This is a genomic window from Synechococcus sp. MIT S9451, assembly GCF_047304725.1.
Taxonomy (GTDB): domain Bacteria; phylum Cyanobacteriota; class Cyanobacteriia; order PCC-6307; family Cyanobiaceae; genus Synechococcus_C.
In genome coordinates, this window is sequence record NZ_CP138971.1 from 1,882,929 (window position 1) to 1,899,216 (window position 16,288).

General features: G+C 60.9%; 15 protein-coding genes. 8 read left to right on the forward strand and 7 right to left on the reverse strand.

Going from position 1 to position 16,288, the window contains the following annotated elements:
- The first annotated feature begins 45 nt into the window (after positions 1 to 45).
- The 5 genes from menD to SIB72_RS09870 all read left to right on the forward strand — a co-directional run bounded on the left by menD (position 46) and on the right by SIB72_RS09870 (position 5,841).
- A complete protein-coding gene (gene menD / locus SIB72_RS09850; RefSeq protein WP_413745095.1) occupies positions 46 to 1,845 on the forward strand; it encodes a 2-succinyl-5-enolpyruvyl-6-hydroxy-3-cyclohexene-1-carboxylic-acid synthase in 1,800 nt (599 codons plus the stop codon).
- On the forward strand, positions 1,845 to 2,720 hold the full coding sequence (gene menB / locus SIB72_RS09855) for a 1,4-dihydroxy-2-naphthoyl-CoA synthase (protein WP_413743771.1): 876 nt from the start codon (positions 1,845 to 1,847) through the stop codon (positions 2,718 to 2,720). Before menD ends, menB begins: the two co-directional genes overlap by 1 nt.
- Positions 2,721 to 2,762: 42 nt before the next feature.
- Positions 2,763 to 3,371 carry a L,D-transpeptidase gene (locus SIB72_RS09860; RefSeq protein WP_115017977.1) on the forward strand — a complete coding sequence of 203 codons (609 nt, stop codon included), beginning with the start codon at positions 2,763 to 2,765 and terminating at the stop codon, positions 3,369 to 3,371.
- 83 nt (positions 3,372 to 3,454) lie between these two features.
- On the forward strand, positions 3,455 to 5,005 hold the full coding sequence (gene glgA / locus SIB72_RS09865; protein ID WP_413743772.1) for a glycogen synthase GlgA: 1,551 nt from the start codon (positions 3,455 to 3,457) through the stop codon (positions 5,003 to 5,005).
- A 41-nt stretch (positions 5,006 to 5,046) separates the two neighbouring features.
- A complete protein-coding gene (locus SIB72_RS09870) occupies positions 5,047 to 5,841 on the forward strand; it encodes a hypothetical protein (protein ID WP_413743773.1) in 795 nt (264 codons plus the stop codon).
- A 42-nt stretch (positions 5,842 to 5,883) separates the two neighbouring features.
- On the opposite strand, the gene SIB72_RS09875 is transcribed toward SIB72_RS09870, so the two are convergent.
- On the reverse strand, positions 5,884 to 6,144 hold the full coding sequence (locus tag SIB72_RS09875) for a hypothetical protein (protein ID WP_115018242.1): 261 nt from the start codon (positions 6,142 to 6,144) through the stop codon (positions 5,884 to 5,886).
- Positions 6,145 to 6,352: 208 nt separating this feature from the next.
- Between SIB72_RS09875 and SIB72_RS09880 the strand changes: the two genes are divergently transcribed.
- The gene (locus SIB72_RS09880; RefSeq protein ID WP_413743774.1) at positions 6,353 to 7,729 is read left to right on the forward strand and encodes a UDP-N-acetylmuramoyl-tripeptide--D-alanyl-D-alanine ligase; all 1,377 of its coding nucleotides are present in this window, start codon (positions 6,353 to 6,355) and stop codon (positions 7,727 to 7,729) included.
- On the opposite strand, the gene SIB72_RS09885 is transcribed toward SIB72_RS09880, so the two are convergent.
- The gene (locus tag SIB72_RS09885; RefSeq protein ID WP_413743775.1) at positions 7,665 to 8,528 is read right to left on the reverse strand and encodes an HAD-IIB family hydrolase; all 864 of its coding nucleotides are present in this window, start codon (positions 8,526 to 8,528) and stop codon (positions 7,665 to 7,667) included. The genes SIB72_RS09880 and SIB72_RS09885 overlap by 65 nt on opposite strands.
- Positions 8,522 to 10,231 carry an alpha-amylase family glycosyl hydrolase gene (locus SIB72_RS09890; RefSeq protein WP_413745096.1) on the reverse strand — a complete coding sequence of 570 codons (1,710 nt, stop codon included), beginning with the start codon at positions 10,229 to 10,231 and terminating at the stop codon, positions 8,522 to 8,524. Before SIB72_RS09890 ends, SIB72_RS09885 begins: the two co-directional genes overlap by 7 nt.
- Before the next feature lie 73 nt (positions 10,232 to 10,304).
- Between SIB72_RS09890 and SIB72_RS09895 the strand changes: the two genes are divergently transcribed.
- The gene (locus SIB72_RS09895; RefSeq protein ID WP_413743776.1) at positions 10,305 to 11,582 is read left to right on the forward strand and encodes a glycosyl transferase; all 1,278 of its coding nucleotides are present in this window, start codon (positions 10,305 to 10,307) and stop codon (positions 11,580 to 11,582) included.
- Here SIB72_RS09895 and SIB72_RS09900 read toward each other — a convergent pair.
- From SIB72_RS09900 to SIB72_RS09910, 3 genes are all read right to left on the reverse strand, one after another.
- Positions 11,567 to 11,761: a hypothetical protein gene (locus tag SIB72_RS09900; protein WP_115018247.1), complete on the reverse strand. Its 195-nt coding sequence runs from the start codon at positions 11,759 to 11,761 to the stop codon at positions 11,567 to 11,569. The genes SIB72_RS09895 and SIB72_RS09900 overlap by 16 nt on opposite strands.
- Positions 11,762 to 11,879: 118 nt before the next feature.
- Positions 11,880 to 13,220, reverse strand: a complete 1,341-nt coding sequence (gene glmU, locus SIB72_RS09905) for a bifunctional UDP-N-acetylglucosamine diphosphorylase/glucosamine-1-phosphate N-acetyltransferase GlmU (protein WP_413743777.1) — start codon at positions 13,218 to 13,220, stop codon at positions 11,880 to 11,882.
- A 64-nt stretch (positions 13,221 to 13,284) separates the two neighbouring features.
- Entirely contained in the window at positions 13,285 to 13,470 is a 186-nt protein-coding gene (locus tag SIB72_RS09910; RefSeq protein WP_413743778.1) for a hypothetical protein, read from the reverse strand.
- Between the two features lie 804 nt (positions 13,471 to 14,274).
- Here SIB72_RS09910 and SIB72_RS09915 point away from each other — a divergent pair.
- Positions 14,275 to 14,643, forward strand: coding sequence for an AbrB family transcriptional regulator (locus SIB72_RS09915; protein WP_115018000.1), 369 nt, complete (start codon positions 14,275 to 14,277; stop codon positions 14,641 to 14,643).
- Positions 14,644 to 15,171: 528 nt separating this feature from the next.
- On the opposite strand, the gene SIB72_RS09920 is transcribed toward SIB72_RS09915, so the two are convergent.
- Positions 15,172 to 16,257, reverse strand: a complete 1,086-nt coding sequence (locus SIB72_RS09920; RefSeq protein WP_413743779.1) for a DUF819 family protein — start codon at positions 16,255 to 16,257, stop codon at positions 15,172 to 15,174.
- Positions 16,258 to 16,288 lie beyond the last annotated feature (31 nt).

Below are 16,288 nucleotides of genomic sequence, written 5' to 3' on the forward strand. Positions count from 1 at the left end.
TCTGCCGTGACCCGTCCTCTTGCCAATCTGCAGGCCGCCGTCGTGTTGCTGCAAGGCCTGCATCGCCAGGGGCTTGAACGGGTTGTGCTCTGTCCTGGCAGTCGTTCCGGACCATTGGCCCTGGCGGCCGGTGGTCTCGCCCGGGCGGGTCTCCTCAAGCTCACGACAGCCCTGGACGAGCGGTCTGCTGCTTTTCTGGCTGTTGGCTCAGCCACCGCCAGCGGGCGGGCTACAGCGGTGATCACCACCTCAGGAACGGCGGTGGCCAACCTCTTGCCAGCCGCTGTGGAAGCCGATCGTTCCTCTCAGCCACTGCTGCTCTTAACCGCCGATCGCCCCATCCGCCTCAAGCACTGCGGTGCCAATCAGACGGTGAATCAGGAGCAGTTCCTCCAGCCCGTCTGCCGTTGGTGTGCGAGTGGCCCAGACGTCGGCCTGGATGCGGCATCCCCTCCGCAGTTGCTGCAGCTTGCCAAGCAGGCCTGGCACCAAGCGCACCACTGGCCTGGGCCCGTGCATCTCAACCTTCCATTTGAAGAGCCACTGCATCCCTCCGCCGAGCAGCAGGCTGCGTTTTGGAGCAACTGGTCCCCTCTGCAGGAGTCGATTGATTGCCTGGAGTCCCCACCGGTCGGCTCCGCATCCATGGCCGTCGCATCGCTGCCAGGGCCCCCCGCTCCTGAGCTTGAGCTGGACCCGGATCGTCCCGGTGTTGTTGTGGCCGGCCCTTGGCGCGGACTCGCGGGTCAGCGGCCTGCGTTTGAAGCTGCGCTGCACCGCTGGCAGCAACGCAGCGGTTGGCCCGTGCTTGTCGATCCGCTGGCGGCGGTGCCCGCCACGTTGGCTGGACAGGTGCTCTGCTGGGATCTGTTGCTTACTGATCAACTGCCACTCCCCGCTGGGGTTGCCGTCAATGAGCTGCAGCTGTTGCGGCTTGGCCCAATGCCAGCCAGCCGGCGCTTGGAGGCCTGGTTGCAACGCTGCACCGGCCCCCACCTGTTGATTACTGAGGGCGAGGAGCGATCCCTTGATCCTCTCCAGTGCGCTTGCCAGTGGAGTGGAGGCTTGGCGCGTTGGCCGCAGATCCAGTTGCAGGCCAACGAAGCCTGTTTGCCTCTCCCGCTTGTGGAGCCACAGCCCGAGGCTGACAACGCCTGGTCTGCCCTTTGGCAGCAACGTGACCGCCGCATCGCGGCTTGGCTTGAGCAACGCCTTCCCCTCCGCGGCGGCATCAGCGAACCAGCCCTGATGTTTGCGTTGTCTCGCCTGTTGCCGCCTGGGCTGCCGTTGATGCTCGCCGCCAGCAGTCCCGTGCGGGATTGGCAGGCCTTCGCCGTTGCAGATCGAGGGCTTCGTCCCTGCTTCAGTTTCCGGGGTGCATCCGGCATTGATGGCACCCTTTCGCTCGGTTTGGGCTTGGCGGCGGTGCTCGGCCGCAGCCTCTTGATCACGGGTGATCTCGCCTTGCTGCATGACAGCAATGGTTGGTTGCAGGCTGGTCATGCTTCCGGTTCTGGCCCGCTGCTGATCCTGCTGATCGACAATGCTGGCGGTGGCATCTTTCAGCAGTTGCCCGTGCCAGCTGCACCGGCTGAAGCCTTTGAGCAGCTGTTTGCCATGCCGCAGAAGACCGATCCCCTTGCCCTCGCCGCCGCCCACGGCATTGCCACCAGGCAGATTGCCTGCCTGGATGACCTCGCCTCGGCCTTGGAATGGGGGTTGTCCCAATCGGGCCCTGCGCTGCTGAGGGTCTGCACTGATCGGCAGGGCGACGCTGCTTTGCGGACCGAGCTCCGCCGGGAGGTGCTGGAGATCACAATGGCTCCAGCATTGGAGTCCTCTTGATGAGCGCCCCTCAGCCCCGCCAGGTTTTGCCCGGTGACTCAGGCACGTTGTGGCAGCCCTGGGGTGACTACCAAGACATTCTTGTGGATCGCAGCGGCGATGGCATTGCCCGCGTGGCGATTAATCGACCCTTCCGCCGCAATGCCTTCCGACCCCGCACCGTGGTGGAACTGTGCGATGCCTTCACCCGCATTCGCGATGACAGCAGCATCGGTGTGGTGCTGTTCACCGGTGTTGGCCCGGCCGAGGATGGGGGCTATGCCTTCTGCGCTGGCGGCGATCAGAGCGTGCGCGGTGATGGGGGTTATGTCGATGAGGCGGGCATGCCGCGCCTCAATGTGCTTGATCTGCAGCGTCTGATCCGCAGCTTGCCCAAGGTGGTGATCGCGTTGGTGGCTGGCTACGCCATCGGCGGCGGCCAGGTGTTGCATCTGCTTTGTGATCTCAGCCTCGCTGCAGACAATGCCGTGTTCGGTCAGACCGGCCCACGGGTCGGCAGTTTTGATGGCGGTTTTGGTGCTGGTTACCTCGCCCGCGTGGTGGGCCAGCGCAAAGCTCGAGAAATCTGGTTTCTTTGCCGTCGTTACGGTGCCCAGGAAGCGCTGTCGATGGGCCTGGTGAACGCAGTGGTGCCCTTGTCGGAGCTGGAGCGAGAAGGTGTGCGCTGGGCGCGGGAGGTGCTGCAGCACAGTCCTACGGCGATTCGTTGCCTCAAGGCGGCGTTCAATGCCGAAACCGATGGCATGGCGGGTCTGCAGGAATTGGCCGGACAAGCCACCCACCTCTTCTATCGAACCGAGGAGGGGCAGGAGGGCCGCAATGCATTTTTGGAGAAGCGTGATCCTGACTTTTCTGACTCTCCTTGGCTGCCGTAGCTAGTACTGGGGCAGCTTGTTCCCTCCTTCGGATTCGTTGTGATGCTCCTACGCCTCACTGCCGCCGTCGCTGCTGTTGCACTCCTGGCTGGTCCGGCCGGCGCCACCAATACGTCACGCCCCAAGCGGCCTGCGGATCCGATTCCGCCGATGGCAGAACCCATTTCCCTGGAGGCGTCCTTGGCGCGGGTGCCGACCGACCTTCGTCAGCGCCTTGGCCTGCAGCTGGTGCTCGATCGCACCCATCGTCAGCTGCTGGTGCTTCGCGATGGTGAAATCCGTAGCCGCTATCCAGCGGCTGTGGGCACCGAAGGATGGGAGACGCCAGCTGGTCAGCATCGGGTTCTGGAGAAGGTGCGTCAACCGGTCTGGACCCATCCTGTGAATGGCAAGAAAATCGCCCCAGGGGAGAAGAACCCCTTGGGTTCCCGCTGGATTGGCTTCTATCGCGACTGCAAGGGCAGAAATGGCTGGGACGGTGAGCAATACCTTGATATCGATGGCTGCACCGTGGCCGGCTTCCATGGCACGCCTCACCGCTGGACGGTCGGTCGAGCCGTCTCCCACGGTTGCGTTCGTCTGTATGAAGAGAACGTTCAGGAAGTGTTTGAGCTTGTGCGGGTCGGTACGCCGGTGACGGTGCTGCCCTGAGCCGGACCCGGCCGGCCATTTCGGTTTCGGGTTTTTGGTGATGACAACCTAAAGTCGCGGCGCCTTCTTGAGCTCCCACGACCATGCGCGTGCTTTTTGCTGCCGCCGAGTGCGCACCGATGGTCAAGGTGGGTGGCATGGGTGATGTGGTCGGTTCCCTGCCTCCGGCCTTGAGCGAGCTGGGCCATGACGTTCGCTTGATCATGCCCGGCTACAGCCGCCTCTGGAGCAAGCTCGAGATTCCGGCTGAACCCATCTGGCGAGCCCAGACGATGGGCACGGAGTTCGCTGTTTATGAAACCCGCCATCCCAGCAACGGCCTAACCATTTATCTGGTTGGCCATCCCGTGTTTGATCCGGAGCGCATTTATGGCGGCGAGGATGAAGATTGGCGCTTCACGTTCTTTGCCAGTGCCACGGCTGAATTTGCCTGGAACATGTGGAAGCCCCAGGTGCTGCATTGCCATGACTGGCACACCGGGATGATTCCGGTGTGGATGCATCAGGACCCCGAAATCAGCACGGTGTTCACCATCCACAACCTCAAGTACCAGGGGCCTTGGCGCTGGAAGCTCGACCGCATCACCTGGTGCCCTTGGTACATGCAAGGGGATCACACCATGGCGGCGGCTCTGCTGTATGCCGATCGGGTCAACGCCGTTTCGCCCACCTATGCCCAGGAGATTCGAACCGCTGAATATGGCGAGCAGCTTGATGGTTTGCTCAACTACATCTCCGGCAAGCTCTGGGGCATCCTCAATGGCCTGGATCTAGAGGCCTGGGACCCAGCAACCGATCAGGCCCTGGCCGGTAATTTCAGTGCTGACGATCTCTCCGGGCGTGCCGCGAACAAGCGCGAGCTGCAGGAGCGCATGGGTCTGGATGTCAATCCAGACACCTTCCTGCTTGGCATGGTCAGTCGGCTGGTGGATCAGAAGGGCGTTGATCTGCTGCTCCAAGTGGCCGACCGTTTGCTCGCCTACACCGACACGCAGATCGTGGTGCTCGGCACCGGTGATCGAGGTCTGGAGTCGGGCCTGTGGCAACTGGCATCGCGTTACCCGGGCCGGGTGGCCGTCTTCCTGACCTACGACGATGCCTTGTCGCGGTTGATCTATGCAGGCAGCGACGCTTTCCTGATGCCCAGCCGTTTCGAGCCCTGCGGGATTAGCCAACTGATGGCCATGCGTTATGGCTGCGTGCCGGTAGTGCGCAAGGTTGGTGGCTTGGTCGACACCGTGCCGCCCCACGATCCAGGCCGAAACAGCGGCACTGGTTTCTGCTTCGATCGCTTTGATCCGGTTGATTTTTATACCGCCTTGGTGCGCGCCTGGGAGGCCTATCGCCATAAGGACAGCTGGAAGGATCTCCAGTTGCGTGGCATGAAGCAGGACTACAGCTGGTCCCGGTCTGCGCTCGAGTACGACCGGATGTACCGCGAGGTATGTGGCATCAAGGAGCCCGGCCCGGATGCCTCTGAAGTGGAGCGTTTCTCCCAGGGCCAAGATGCCGACCCTTCCCGTTGGCGTGAGGGTGAAAATGCCCCCACAGTGCAGGCTGCGCCCATGGACAGTGAGCCGGCTCCGCGCAATCCGATCTCCCGCTTACTGGGACGTCATCGCAACGAGCGCTAACCAAGCGCATCAGACTGGGGACATCTGACCCTTGCTGCTGAATGCCTGATCAGGCGCCCGCGCCGAATCGGGAGAACTCCTCCCTGCCGGTTCCTTACACCAATCCATGGACCGCCCTGGGTGAGGACCTGCGCTCGGTGATCGCTGATCTGCGGCTTCGCTGCCAGGAGGTGTGGCGCCGCAACCGTGAGGGTGATCTCTACCGGCCGGAGATCTGGCCGCAAGATCTGGCGCCGTTGTTTTGGCCGTTACTGCTCGCTCTTGCTCTGGCGGTGATCAGTGGGGCTGCGGTGGCCCTTGGTCGCTGGCTGCCCTCGCCGCCGGTGGGGGAGGCACAGCCTGAGTTTGCCCAGCCGCTAGAGCCCGCGCCTTCGCCCGCGCCCTCGCCTTTGCCAACGGAGGCCCCACGGCAAGAACCCCAGCCCCGTCTCAGTGCGGATGGAACTCCTGATCAGCGTGATCCCCCTTCAGCAACGCGTGCTCCGGTCGACAGCCTCCAGGAGGAGACGGCCGTTGCGGCACAGGATCCTCTGCTCACGTTGCTACTGGAGTCCACCGATCCGCTCACCCCGGCAGAGGATCAAGCGGCCCTGTTAACGGCGGCCCTCCCCCTGCCTGCACGGAATGCGGTGGCCCTCACCATCAGTGATGCTTGGCTCGATCTATCCCAGCAACGCCGTCAGCAGCTGGCTGACCTGTGGTGGGAACGGCTCGGATCAGAGGGCTATGCCGAATTGACGCTCGTCTCCACCCAGGGCGTTCAGCTTGGCCGCAACGCCCGAGTCGGCCAGGGGATGGTGGTCAACCAGCCATTCGGGCCGCCTCCGTCTGGTTGAAGACCTGAGTGGCTCACTCTCTTTCGCCACCTCAACGCAGGATCAGAAGATGCCGAGGGTCTTCTTCTTGCAGTAGCCAGCACCGATGTTCATCCAGCCTGAAGGACAGGCTTCGCCATGGGTGGGCGTCACTTCGTAATAGATCGGTGACACGCAGGTCGTGCCCAGAGTGTTCACATAGCCGAGAGGGCACTGGTCATGGCCGGGGGCCTTGGGGATTTCCTTCTGGGCTTGGGCCGCACCTGCCGTCAGCAAGGGAAGCGCGATGCAGCTGATCCAAACCAAGGGGCGATGCAGAGGCATGGTCGAGAGCGTTGCTGAAAAAGCTGTGCCGAACCTAGGCCGTTTTGGCGGCGCGATCAGTCCAACCGCATGCATGGCTGGGTTGCCTCGTCGGGGCTTGGTGTGGATGGTGCGCAGCCATCCGATTGCCAGTCGCCTTGGTGGCAACCTCCCCATCCGCTGTGCAGGGGCAACGGCATGATCGGGGCAGTGCCGCAGCTCTGTTGTTGTGTTGAACCTTGGCCAGTTGGTGCCGCTCTGGGGGCATCCAGTGGGGGTGACCCCGGAAGGTTTGGCCGCTGTGCTCGCCCAAGCGTTGGGGCCTGTCTGTACCGACAGCCGGCGCTTGGAAGCCGGTGCACTGTTCGTTCCCTTGGTGGGGGAGCAGTTTGATGGGCATGCTTTTTTGGCCAATGCGGCTGAGCTCGGTGCCCAGGCGGCGCTGGTGGCGGCCGATGCCTCCTATCCCGTGCCTGCAGGTCTGTTGCACTGGCGTGTCGATGACACAACGATTGCCTACCAGCAACTCGCCACCTTGCATCGACGTCAGCTCAGGGCTGCTGTCGTGGCAGTCACCGGTTCAGCGGGAAAAACCACAACCCGCGAACTCATTCGTGCTGCCTTGGTCCCGCTCGGCTCAGTCCAGGCCAGTGCAAGCAACAACAACAACGACATTGGCGTGCCGCTCACCTTGTTAGGCACCGATCCTGGCCACGCGGCAGTTGTGGTTGAGATGGGCATGCGTGGCCCTGGTGAAATCGAGCGGCTGTCCCGCTGCGCCGAACCTGACATTGCCGTGATTACCAACATCGGCACGGCGCACATTGGTCGGCTTGGTAGTCGTGAGGCGATTGCAGCCGCTAAATGCGAGATCACTGCATCGCTCAAGCCGGATGGCTTGGTGGTCATTCCTGCAGGAGACCCTCTACTCGAGGCTGCACTGGCAGCTGTTTGGAGCGGACGCGTGCATCGTGTTGGCCTGGCAGGAGAAACATCTGCCACCGGCGTTGACGACCTGGCTGTTCTGGATGAAACCAGCCAGTTTCTCACCCTGGATCGGCATCGATATCGGATGCCTCTGGCGGGTCGCCATAACGCCCGTAACTGGTTGCTTGCCCGTGCAGTCGCCGATGCTCTTGGAGTCGATGCCGCCAAGCTTGCCGACCTGGTTGTTGAGGTGCCCGGTGGGCGCAACCGTCGTCTCAGCCTTGGTGGCTTGACGGTGTTGGATGAGACCTACAACGCCTCTCCCGAGGCCGTGCTCGCCGCTCTCGATTTGCTTGCTGAGCAACCCGGTCGGCGTTTTGCCGTGCTCGGCACCATGCTTGAACTCGGCAGTGAGAGTGTGCCCCTTCACCGTGCCGTGGTGGAGCGTGCTCGCTTGCTTGGATTGGATGGACTCGTGGCGGTGGCCAGCGGTGCGGAGGCTGCAGCGATGGTTGAGGCTGCTGCTGGGATGGAGAACTTCGCCATTGTGGAGGCGCCTGAACAGGCCGCCGTGCCACTCGGTACTTGGCTTCGCTCAGGCGATTGCTTGTTGCTCAAGGCCAGTCGCGGGGTGGCTCTGGAGCGGTTGCTGCCAGCTCTGGAGTCACTCGCGCTTTGATGTGAGCGAGCACACTGTGGGCCCAGCCGGCGGCATGGGCTGCCGGTGCAAGCACGAATCGACCCTCGTTCACCCAAGACTGGAGTCGAGGATGGGGCCCGTGTTCACCAGGCACCACCACACTGTGGTCGCCCGCTTCGAGCAAGGGCAGATCATTGGGGGAGTCGCCCAGGGCGAGCACATGCACGTCGGCTTGGTTGAGTCGCTGTTTCAGTGCTGCCAGCGCCGCTCCCTTGCTGGTTCCGGCCTGGAGCAGATGACTCATCCGGTTGCCTTGCACCACGGTGAGTCCGAGTTGGATCGCTTCCTGTTCGACCGTCTCCCGCAGTGGTGCTGGGGGGTTGAGAAAGGGAACACTCCAGCGACGCCGTTGAGCCAGTAGCACCGCCTCACCGCGCAGTCCTGTGAGCTCAGTCACCTGGTCTGAGCTCAGATCCTCCAGAGCCGCTAAGGGGTGGCCCACCTGATGGGAAAGGGCATGGAGCTTGTGGCGCAGTTCTGCATGTGGCCGTCCCAGGCCCTGCTCCCAAGCTTCAGCGCCGATTCCTCCATGGATGGCTCCTCCGTTTTCGACGATGAAGGGGCCATCCAAGTTCGCGTCAATTCGAAAGCGCTCCACCTCTTCCGCGGTTTTACTGGTGCAGGGGATCACGACGATGCCCACTTGCTTCAGCCAGGCAAGGGTCGGTTTAGCGGCGTCCCAGCAATAGTGGTGATCGAGCAGGGTGCCGTCGAGATCTGTCACCACCCAGACCTGCCCTTCATTCACAACTTCATTCACAACAGCCTTGTTCAGCATGGTTGGAGCCAGTGCACAGAGAAGGGGGCGATGGTGAGGCGGGTCGGCACTGCGGCCGAATCCTGGAGACGATCGCACCATTGCTCGTGATTGGCGAGGGTGCGGAGGTTGATGTCAATGCGGTTGCGGCTGAGATTGTGCACCGCCCAAAGGGTCTCATCGCCTGCGCCACGACGGATGATGACGCGATCGGGGGAAGCACCACTGAGGCATTGCAGTGCTGCTTCCGGGTGAAAGGCCCGCAGCCTCGACCGAACCGTCATACAGCGTTTCAAGGCGTTGAGGTTGTGGTTGGCATCACTATCGGGATCGTTCAATCGCCGTTCCAAAGCCTCGGCGTTGAAGCGTTCACGATTGAGGTCGCGGCGATGGCCGCTTTTGCGGAAGCTGGCCTCGTCGTTGCCTGAAGCCAGCAGGGTGGGCAGATAAAAGGCCGGCACCCCTGGTAGGGCCATCACCAGCAGTTGACTGAGCAGGAAGCGTTCGCGTTGGTGCCGCGTTGGATCTCGCCCGGCATCGGCCATGGCGGCCCACCAGCTGATGTTCACTTCATAGGGTTGCTCGTGCCCATCACTGAGCCTGCGGTGACTGATCAGGCCGCCCCGCCGTTCGCACTGTTCCAGCATCCGCTCCAGCCGTTCCTGATCCATCAACCCCTCCAGCGGCCGCAGGCCAATGCCGTCATGGCTGGCGCTGAAGTTCAGCAGTGTCGTTTGCGGGGGCAAGCACGGCCAGCGATTGAGCCAGACGTTGAGGAGATCGCTGCGCTCGCGCAGGATGGCGTCGAGCAGAAGTGGTGGTAGGGGGAAGTTGTAGGCGAGATGCGCTTCATCGCCGGGGGTGAGGTAGGAGAGATTCTCCTTTTCGGGCACATTCGTTTCGGTCACCACCACACCCTCTGGGTGCATGGTGTCCAGCAGGGCACGCAGCAGCTTCACCAGCAGGTGGGCTTGGGGGTGGTGAATGCAGCTGCTGCCCGCTTCCTTCCACACGTAGCCAACCGCGTCTAACCGCAGCCAACCCACTCCATGGGCCACCATTTTGGCCAGTAGTGCCGTGAACCCCAGCAGCACCACCTCGCTGCTCCAATCCACATCCACTTGGTCGGGGCCAAATGTGGTCCACACCGGCCGCATGCCGTCCTCGGTTTGCAGGGGTGTGAATAGAGCAGAACTGCGGGGACGGACGACCTGCTCCCAGCCGGCTTGGGGATCAGGTGCCAACACGCAGCTCAACCCTGGTTCCCGCCGTTGCCGGAATTGCTGGACCCATGGATGCGCTGCTGACACATGGTTGAGAACAAGGTCGGCCATCAGCGTTCGCCCTTGGGCCAGGGCTTGCAGATCGTCCCAGTCGCCGAGATGGTCGGCCATGCGCTCATGGCTGGCGACGGCAAAACCGCCGTCGCTACTCGACTGCAGGAATGGGAGCACATGCACCAGCTTGGCGAGCAGTCCCAGATGGCCGTTCAGCAAGTGAGTCAGGCTCACCAGCGCCGGTTCGTCGCCCTTGCGCACGGCATCGCCGTAGGTGATCAGCACCGAGGTGGCGCTATCCCAGCGTGAGCCGTCCCTGTTGCTGTCTGTGCCGGTCTGCGCAAATTGCAGCAATTGCGACGCCAGGAATTCGATTTGCTCCCGATTCTCTGCAGGTCGCCACCGCCCGAGCAGTGCAGCCACCCGCTTCTGCCCCTCTTTCTGCAATGCCTCTGCTCCCACGGATGAAACGCCAGGGTGCGCGGTGTCGATCCAGTCATGTTGTCGCACTGATCACGGAATGGATTTTCAACAGGGCCTGATCACCACCGTTCACGACTACAACCTTGCTCTGGAGGACCCCGTCCTGCTGCGACAGGGCCTGCTCCAGCGTCCAACGACCATCCTGATTCCCTGTCTGATGGAGGAATTCAGGCGGCCAGCCCTTGCCTTGATCCGATCGGTGCTGCGCGAGCTGGATGGCTTGCATCAACTCGTGATCGCTTTATCGGCGAGTACGGCGGAGGAGGTGAAAGAAGCGGAATCGTTTTTCTCACAGATGCCCTTTCCTGTGCATGTGCACTGGACCAATGCCCCGGCGGTCATGGAGTTGCTGCAGGGCTTCACCAACCAAGGCCTCGATTTGCTCGGCACTCCCGGTAAGGGCTGGGCGGTGTGGCAGGGTCTCGGTGTGGCCACGCGCAGCGCCGAGGTGGTGGCCCTCTTTGACGCCGACATTCGCACCTTCACCCCGGCCTATCCGCGGCGGATGCTGCTGCCGCTTTTGTTCCCCTCCAGTGGGGTGGCTTACGTCAAAGCCTTCTACAGCCGACTTTCGCTCGAGAGCCATGCTCTCCAGGGGCGTGGCACGCGCCTGTTTGTTGGCCCTCTTTTATCCGCACTGTCGCAGTTGCTTGGAGACAGCCCTTTTCTTCGCTATCTGCAGGCGTTTCGTTATCCGCTCGCTGGCGAATTCGCCTTTACGCGCGATCTTGCTGTCAATCTGCGCATTCCCTGTGATTGGGGATTGGAAATTGGTCTGCTCTCGGAAGTGCACCGCCATGTGGCTCTGAGTCGCATTGCCCAGGTGGATCTGGGCCTGTTTGATCACAAACACAAGAGCCTTGGCAGTTCCCCACACGAGGGATTGCAGCGCATGTGCTCGGAAATTCTCACCAGTGTTCTCCGTGGTCTGATGGAGCATCAAGGCCGCACCATTCCTGCTGAGCAGGTGGCCACCCTTGAGGTGTTGTTCCGTCGTGTTGGAGAAGACAGAATTCGTCAGTTTGCCCTCGATTCTGCGGTCAATAACCTCCCATATAACCGCCATTATGAAGAGCTTGCTGTTCAGGATTTTGCCAAATTGATTCGTCCTGGGGTCGAGCGATTTCAGAAGGATCCACTCACCATTCAATTGCCCAGTTGGTCGCGATTGCTCAGTTGCGCATCCAGCCTGCAAGACGACCTGGCAGCGGCTGGTCTTGACCGCTGCGGCAATGGTGGTGGATCGTCAAGTCTCGACCTTTCCGCTCTTGGTTCAGGTGCGTCAGCAGACACACTGCTTCAGGCGGCCCGTTGATAAAGCGGGTAGCTCTCGCAGCGAATCAGGTCGATGGCGTGGGGATGGTCGTGGATATGACGCACTGATTCCATCGCCAAGACTCTGGCTTCATAGGCGTCACTGGCGTAATAGCAGCGCTCGAGTGGGGTGCTGTCGGCGTCGCGATAGCGCACCGTGTAACGCTTGTGTGGAGTCATGGCCTTGGCTGCGACGCCCTTACGCTCACACATGCCTGGATCATTGCCATCCAAGCGTGTGTGAAAACAATCTGATAATTGATGGTGTTGATCTTGGCTGCTTTCTGGAAGCGATGATTTAGCTCCAGTTCTCCTTGATCAATTGCTTGGCTCGGCCTAACGCCAAAGAATTGTCTGGAACGTTTTTGGTAATGGTGGAGCCGGCACCGATCGTCACGTTGGACCCGATGGTGACCGGGGCAACGAGTACAGAATTGGCTCCGGTTTTACTGCCATCGCCAACGACGGTCTGATGTTTATTCACGCCGTCATAGTTGGCTGTGATGGTGCCTGCTCCCACATTCACACCGCTGCCGAGTTGGGCATCACCGATATAGCTGAGATGGTTCACTTTGCTGCCTGAATTCAAGCGGCTCTTCTTCACTTCAACGAAATTGCCGATGCGGCAGTTGTCGCCGATGTCCGATCCGGGACGGAGATGGGCATAGGGGCCGACGGCCACGTCATCTCCCACATGCGTGTCGCGCACCACCGACATCAGCACGCTGACTTGGTTCCCGAGGGTGGTGTTCTCCAGTAGGGATCCCGGCCCGATCCTGCAGCCCGCTCCGATCGTGCAGCGTCCGCGCAGGTGGGTTTGCGGTTCGATCACCACGTCGGTTCCGAAGCTGCAGTGCTCACTCAGGCTGCAGCTGCTCGGATCGGTGAAGGTCACTCCCTCGCTCATCCAATACTCCCGAAGCCGTTCCTGCAGCACGGCTTCGCACTGGGCCAACTGCTTGCGGTTGTTGATGCCGTTCACCTCATCGGGATCCGCCACTTCCACGTGCATGGCGGTGTCGAGCATGGCCACCGTGTCGGTGAGGTAGAGCTCTCCTTGATCGTTGTCGGTGCTCAGTTTGGGCAGCATCGCCGCCAGGGTTTTCCAGTTGAAGCAGTAGATCCCTGCATTGGTGAGGTTGTTGGCTTGCTGCTCTTCGCTGCAGTCGCGATGTTCGATGATTCCACTGACGCGCCCAGAGGCATCCGCAAACACGCGTCCGTAGCCAGTGGGGTCGTCCAGTCGGGCGGTGAGCAGGGTCACATCGGCGCCACTTGTGCGATGGGTGTTGACCAACTGATCGATCGTTTCGGCGCGCAGAAGGGGGACGTCTCCATTGAGGACGAGCAGCTCGCCGTTGAAGTCCTTAAGAGCCGGCAACAGCTGTTGCACGGCATGGCCGGTTCCATTCTGTGGTTGCTGCAACACGAATTCCAACCCGTCCAGTTGGCTCAGTTGCTCTTCGACGCGCTCGGCCTGATGGCCAACGATGAGCAGTTTCCTGTCAGGGCTGAGGTTGCGAGCACTGGCCAGGACCCGCTCCACCAACGTCGCACCCGCGAGTGGTTGGAGCACTTTCGGCAGTGCGCTCTTCATGCGGGTGCCTTTTCCGGCGGCCAGAACGGCGACGGCGAGCATGCTGGGCAGGGGAATCGGTGGCCGGAATCTACCGGGATTGCCGCTCAAGAAACGATTCGGTGGTTCAGCGGCTGATCAGGCTGCAGCTCGGGTGGCGAATGAGGTCATGAGCCCGTGTTCGGGTGCAGTCCATTGGATTGAGCACAGTGCTCAGCCGTTGGTCGTCGCGCAGCGCTTCCAGCACCAGCAAACTTCCATAAAAAACGATCTGGAAGGTCCAGGAATCGAAGCCGGAGAGTGTGAAGGTCATGGCCAGGCTTGGGTGGTTGATGGTTTCACCGTCGCCTCGGCTTGCTCAAGCTTTGTTGTTCCAGGTCCTGCCCCGGTGTGATCCTGCACACAGCGGTGATTTGATCGTGTGCATGGCGTCGATCTGCCCTGATCACTTGCGCGCCTTTGCTGCGCCACTGGACGTTGAGTCGCTGAAGTCTTGGTGGCGGATGTCTAGTAGCTAAACGTCTTGCTTAGGCCCTCTTGGTTGTCAGTTCCTAGCCAGAGGTTGTCTGCTTGTTCTTGCCGACATTCCCTTACCGCTTGTTGTTTCGCCCACATCTCACAGGCTTCTTGGGCGTGTCTCCAGTTTGAATATTTTGTCTTGTCCATCTCTTCTGAACTGCAGCTTGTCAGCACCAGGAGGGCCACTGCCAGGGATGGATTGAGCCTGTTCAAGGTGCATTGCCCCCCTTGGTCACAAGTTAGTCAAGCTCTTGTTTGATCGGGCGCGTCTCTCGCGAGAGAGTGCAGCAGCCACAGATCGGAGCGGGGCGCTTAGGGGTGTCGACATGCAGCGAGCCTCACGTTGCGCTGATCCAGGCAGCTCAGGCAGCAGAAATAATAATTGTGCGCGTCCAGCGCCTGGATCGCGGGTTGCCCTTCGCGTCGCTGAAGCCAGTCAAGGCTGGGAGGCTTTGCTCAAACCCTTTGTGGGCTAAAGCCGCGGAGCTCTCTTCTGTGTTTGCATTGAGAATTATTCTCAATGTTGTGCTGTTGCTTTGATTTAGTTGACTTCTGCAGACAGCGGCTGCATTAATAGAAATGTTGGGGATTTAATTTCATGCTGACTGGTGCAGACCTTCTGGCGAAGGTGAAAGATCTGGGCGATGTCTCCAAGAGTGACTTGGCAACGGCTTGTGGTTACGTCTCTGAGAAAAAGGGGGGTGGTCAGCGAGTCAACTTCACTGCGTTCTACGAAGCGCTGCTCAACGCCAAAGGCATTGATCTTGGTGGTGGCACTGCTGGTGTGGGCAAAGGTGGCCGCAAGCTCTCTTACAAAGCAACCGTTCAAGGCAATGGCAACCTGCTGATCGGCAAGGCCTACACGGCCATGCTCGACCTGCAAGTTGGCGACGAGTTTGAAATCAAGCTGGGCCGTAAGCAGATTCGTCTCGTTCCTGTCGGCGGTGCTGACGAAGACGAAGAGTGATGCGTCGCGTTGCTTAAGCAGTGAGCGGGGGGCTGATCAAGCTCCCCGCTTTTTTATTGCCTTCTCCTATCAAGATGGGTCGTGGTTGCCTTGAGGTTGGGCGAAACACCAACCGGCTAGAGGGCACACTCACACCGGTTGCCAGCAAAGGTTCTGTTGAAGTTGGCGACTTCCAGGTTCAAGCCCCTTCCGAAGGCTTTGTCTTGGCAGGTGGACTGATATTGAAACCATTGCTGAAATCACTGCTGTAGCCACTGCAGAGACTTGCTGAGGGTCTCGCTGCCCTGGCGAACCCAGAGATTCCCCTTGATTGCAAGCTTTCCTGGGGCATTCAGCGATGTCAATCAACTGATTTGAGGGTGTCGTAAGGCTGTGGTGTTGCTTGCAACGGCACCATTGCGAACCAGCCTTCGCCTGGGATGGGTCATGAACCCTTTCAAGTTCAAGGCGCACTGTCGACTGCTCACTCTTGACTTCTCACTGTTCTTCTGATCGATCAGCCGATCACAGGGGGGCTGATCGATTGCCTCAAACGCCTGTAGGTGACAACACAACGGCACTGGCGATCAATCCGAGGTAGGTGCCAAACAGATACCCAAGCAGCCCAATCGCCACCGCTGGTAAAGCCAGCTCCGATCGCTTCAGGGATGTGGCTAGAGCCAAAGCTGTGCTGGGTCCCCCAATCGCCGCTTGGGAGGCCACCAAGGTCTCCCCGAGGGGCCAACGCCGCCATCGGCGCAGCAGCAATAAAGCCACTGCTTGCAAGGTCACGATCCAGGCGGCATAGACCAAGACAGGCAGCCCCTCTCCAAGTAGCCCTGCCACGGGGGAACTCAATCCGACCACGGTGAAGAACGGTTGGATGAGTAGTAATCCCTGCTCGTAGCATCCGCGGCGGCTGCTCCCTCCTGGCAACTGCGCCGCGAGAAGCGCCAGGGTGGTGAGCACCAGAATTGAGGGCACTGCTGCGAGCACCACACTCACAGCTTGGGCCGCCAGCAAGACAGCCAGCCCCCACAGCAGGGCCAGGCCAACTGCGCCGGCAGGTTGTGGCTTGTCACTGTTGGGCTCAATCGAGCCGGCCGCTTCTGCGCGGCTCCAGCGTTGACCGATCCACAAGCTGATCGCAAACCAGATCGCAAACACGACGTGATCAGCCGCCGTGGCTACCAGCAGCAGCGAGTCTGGCGGTTGCAACGTCCTCGCCACGGAGACGAAATTAAGGCTGCCGCCGGTGAAGGTGGCCGTGAACACCCCCGCCAGCACACTGCGCTGTTCTCCAAGTAGTGGCCCTAGCACCAGAGCCCCGAGCAACACCGCCAGCACGGTGAGCACAACGGAGACAAGAAAGGGTGTGAGGAGGCGACGCGCATCAGGCCATAGCCGCCGCAGATCAACTGCCAGCAACAATTGGGCAATGGCCAACGATGTGAGCGGACCATTGATCCAGCTGGCCGCCTTCTGATCCGGTTGCCAGCCCGTGACATTGGTCACCACGAGACCCAACAAGAGCACGACCATGGTCATGCCGAGTTGGCGCCCCCAGGCTGTGGCATGGCTCAGCCACCAGCCCAAACTTGTCAACAGCAGGATCGCCACGAGCGCGACCACCATGAGCTTTCTTCTCGAGCTGTTCTCTATCTAC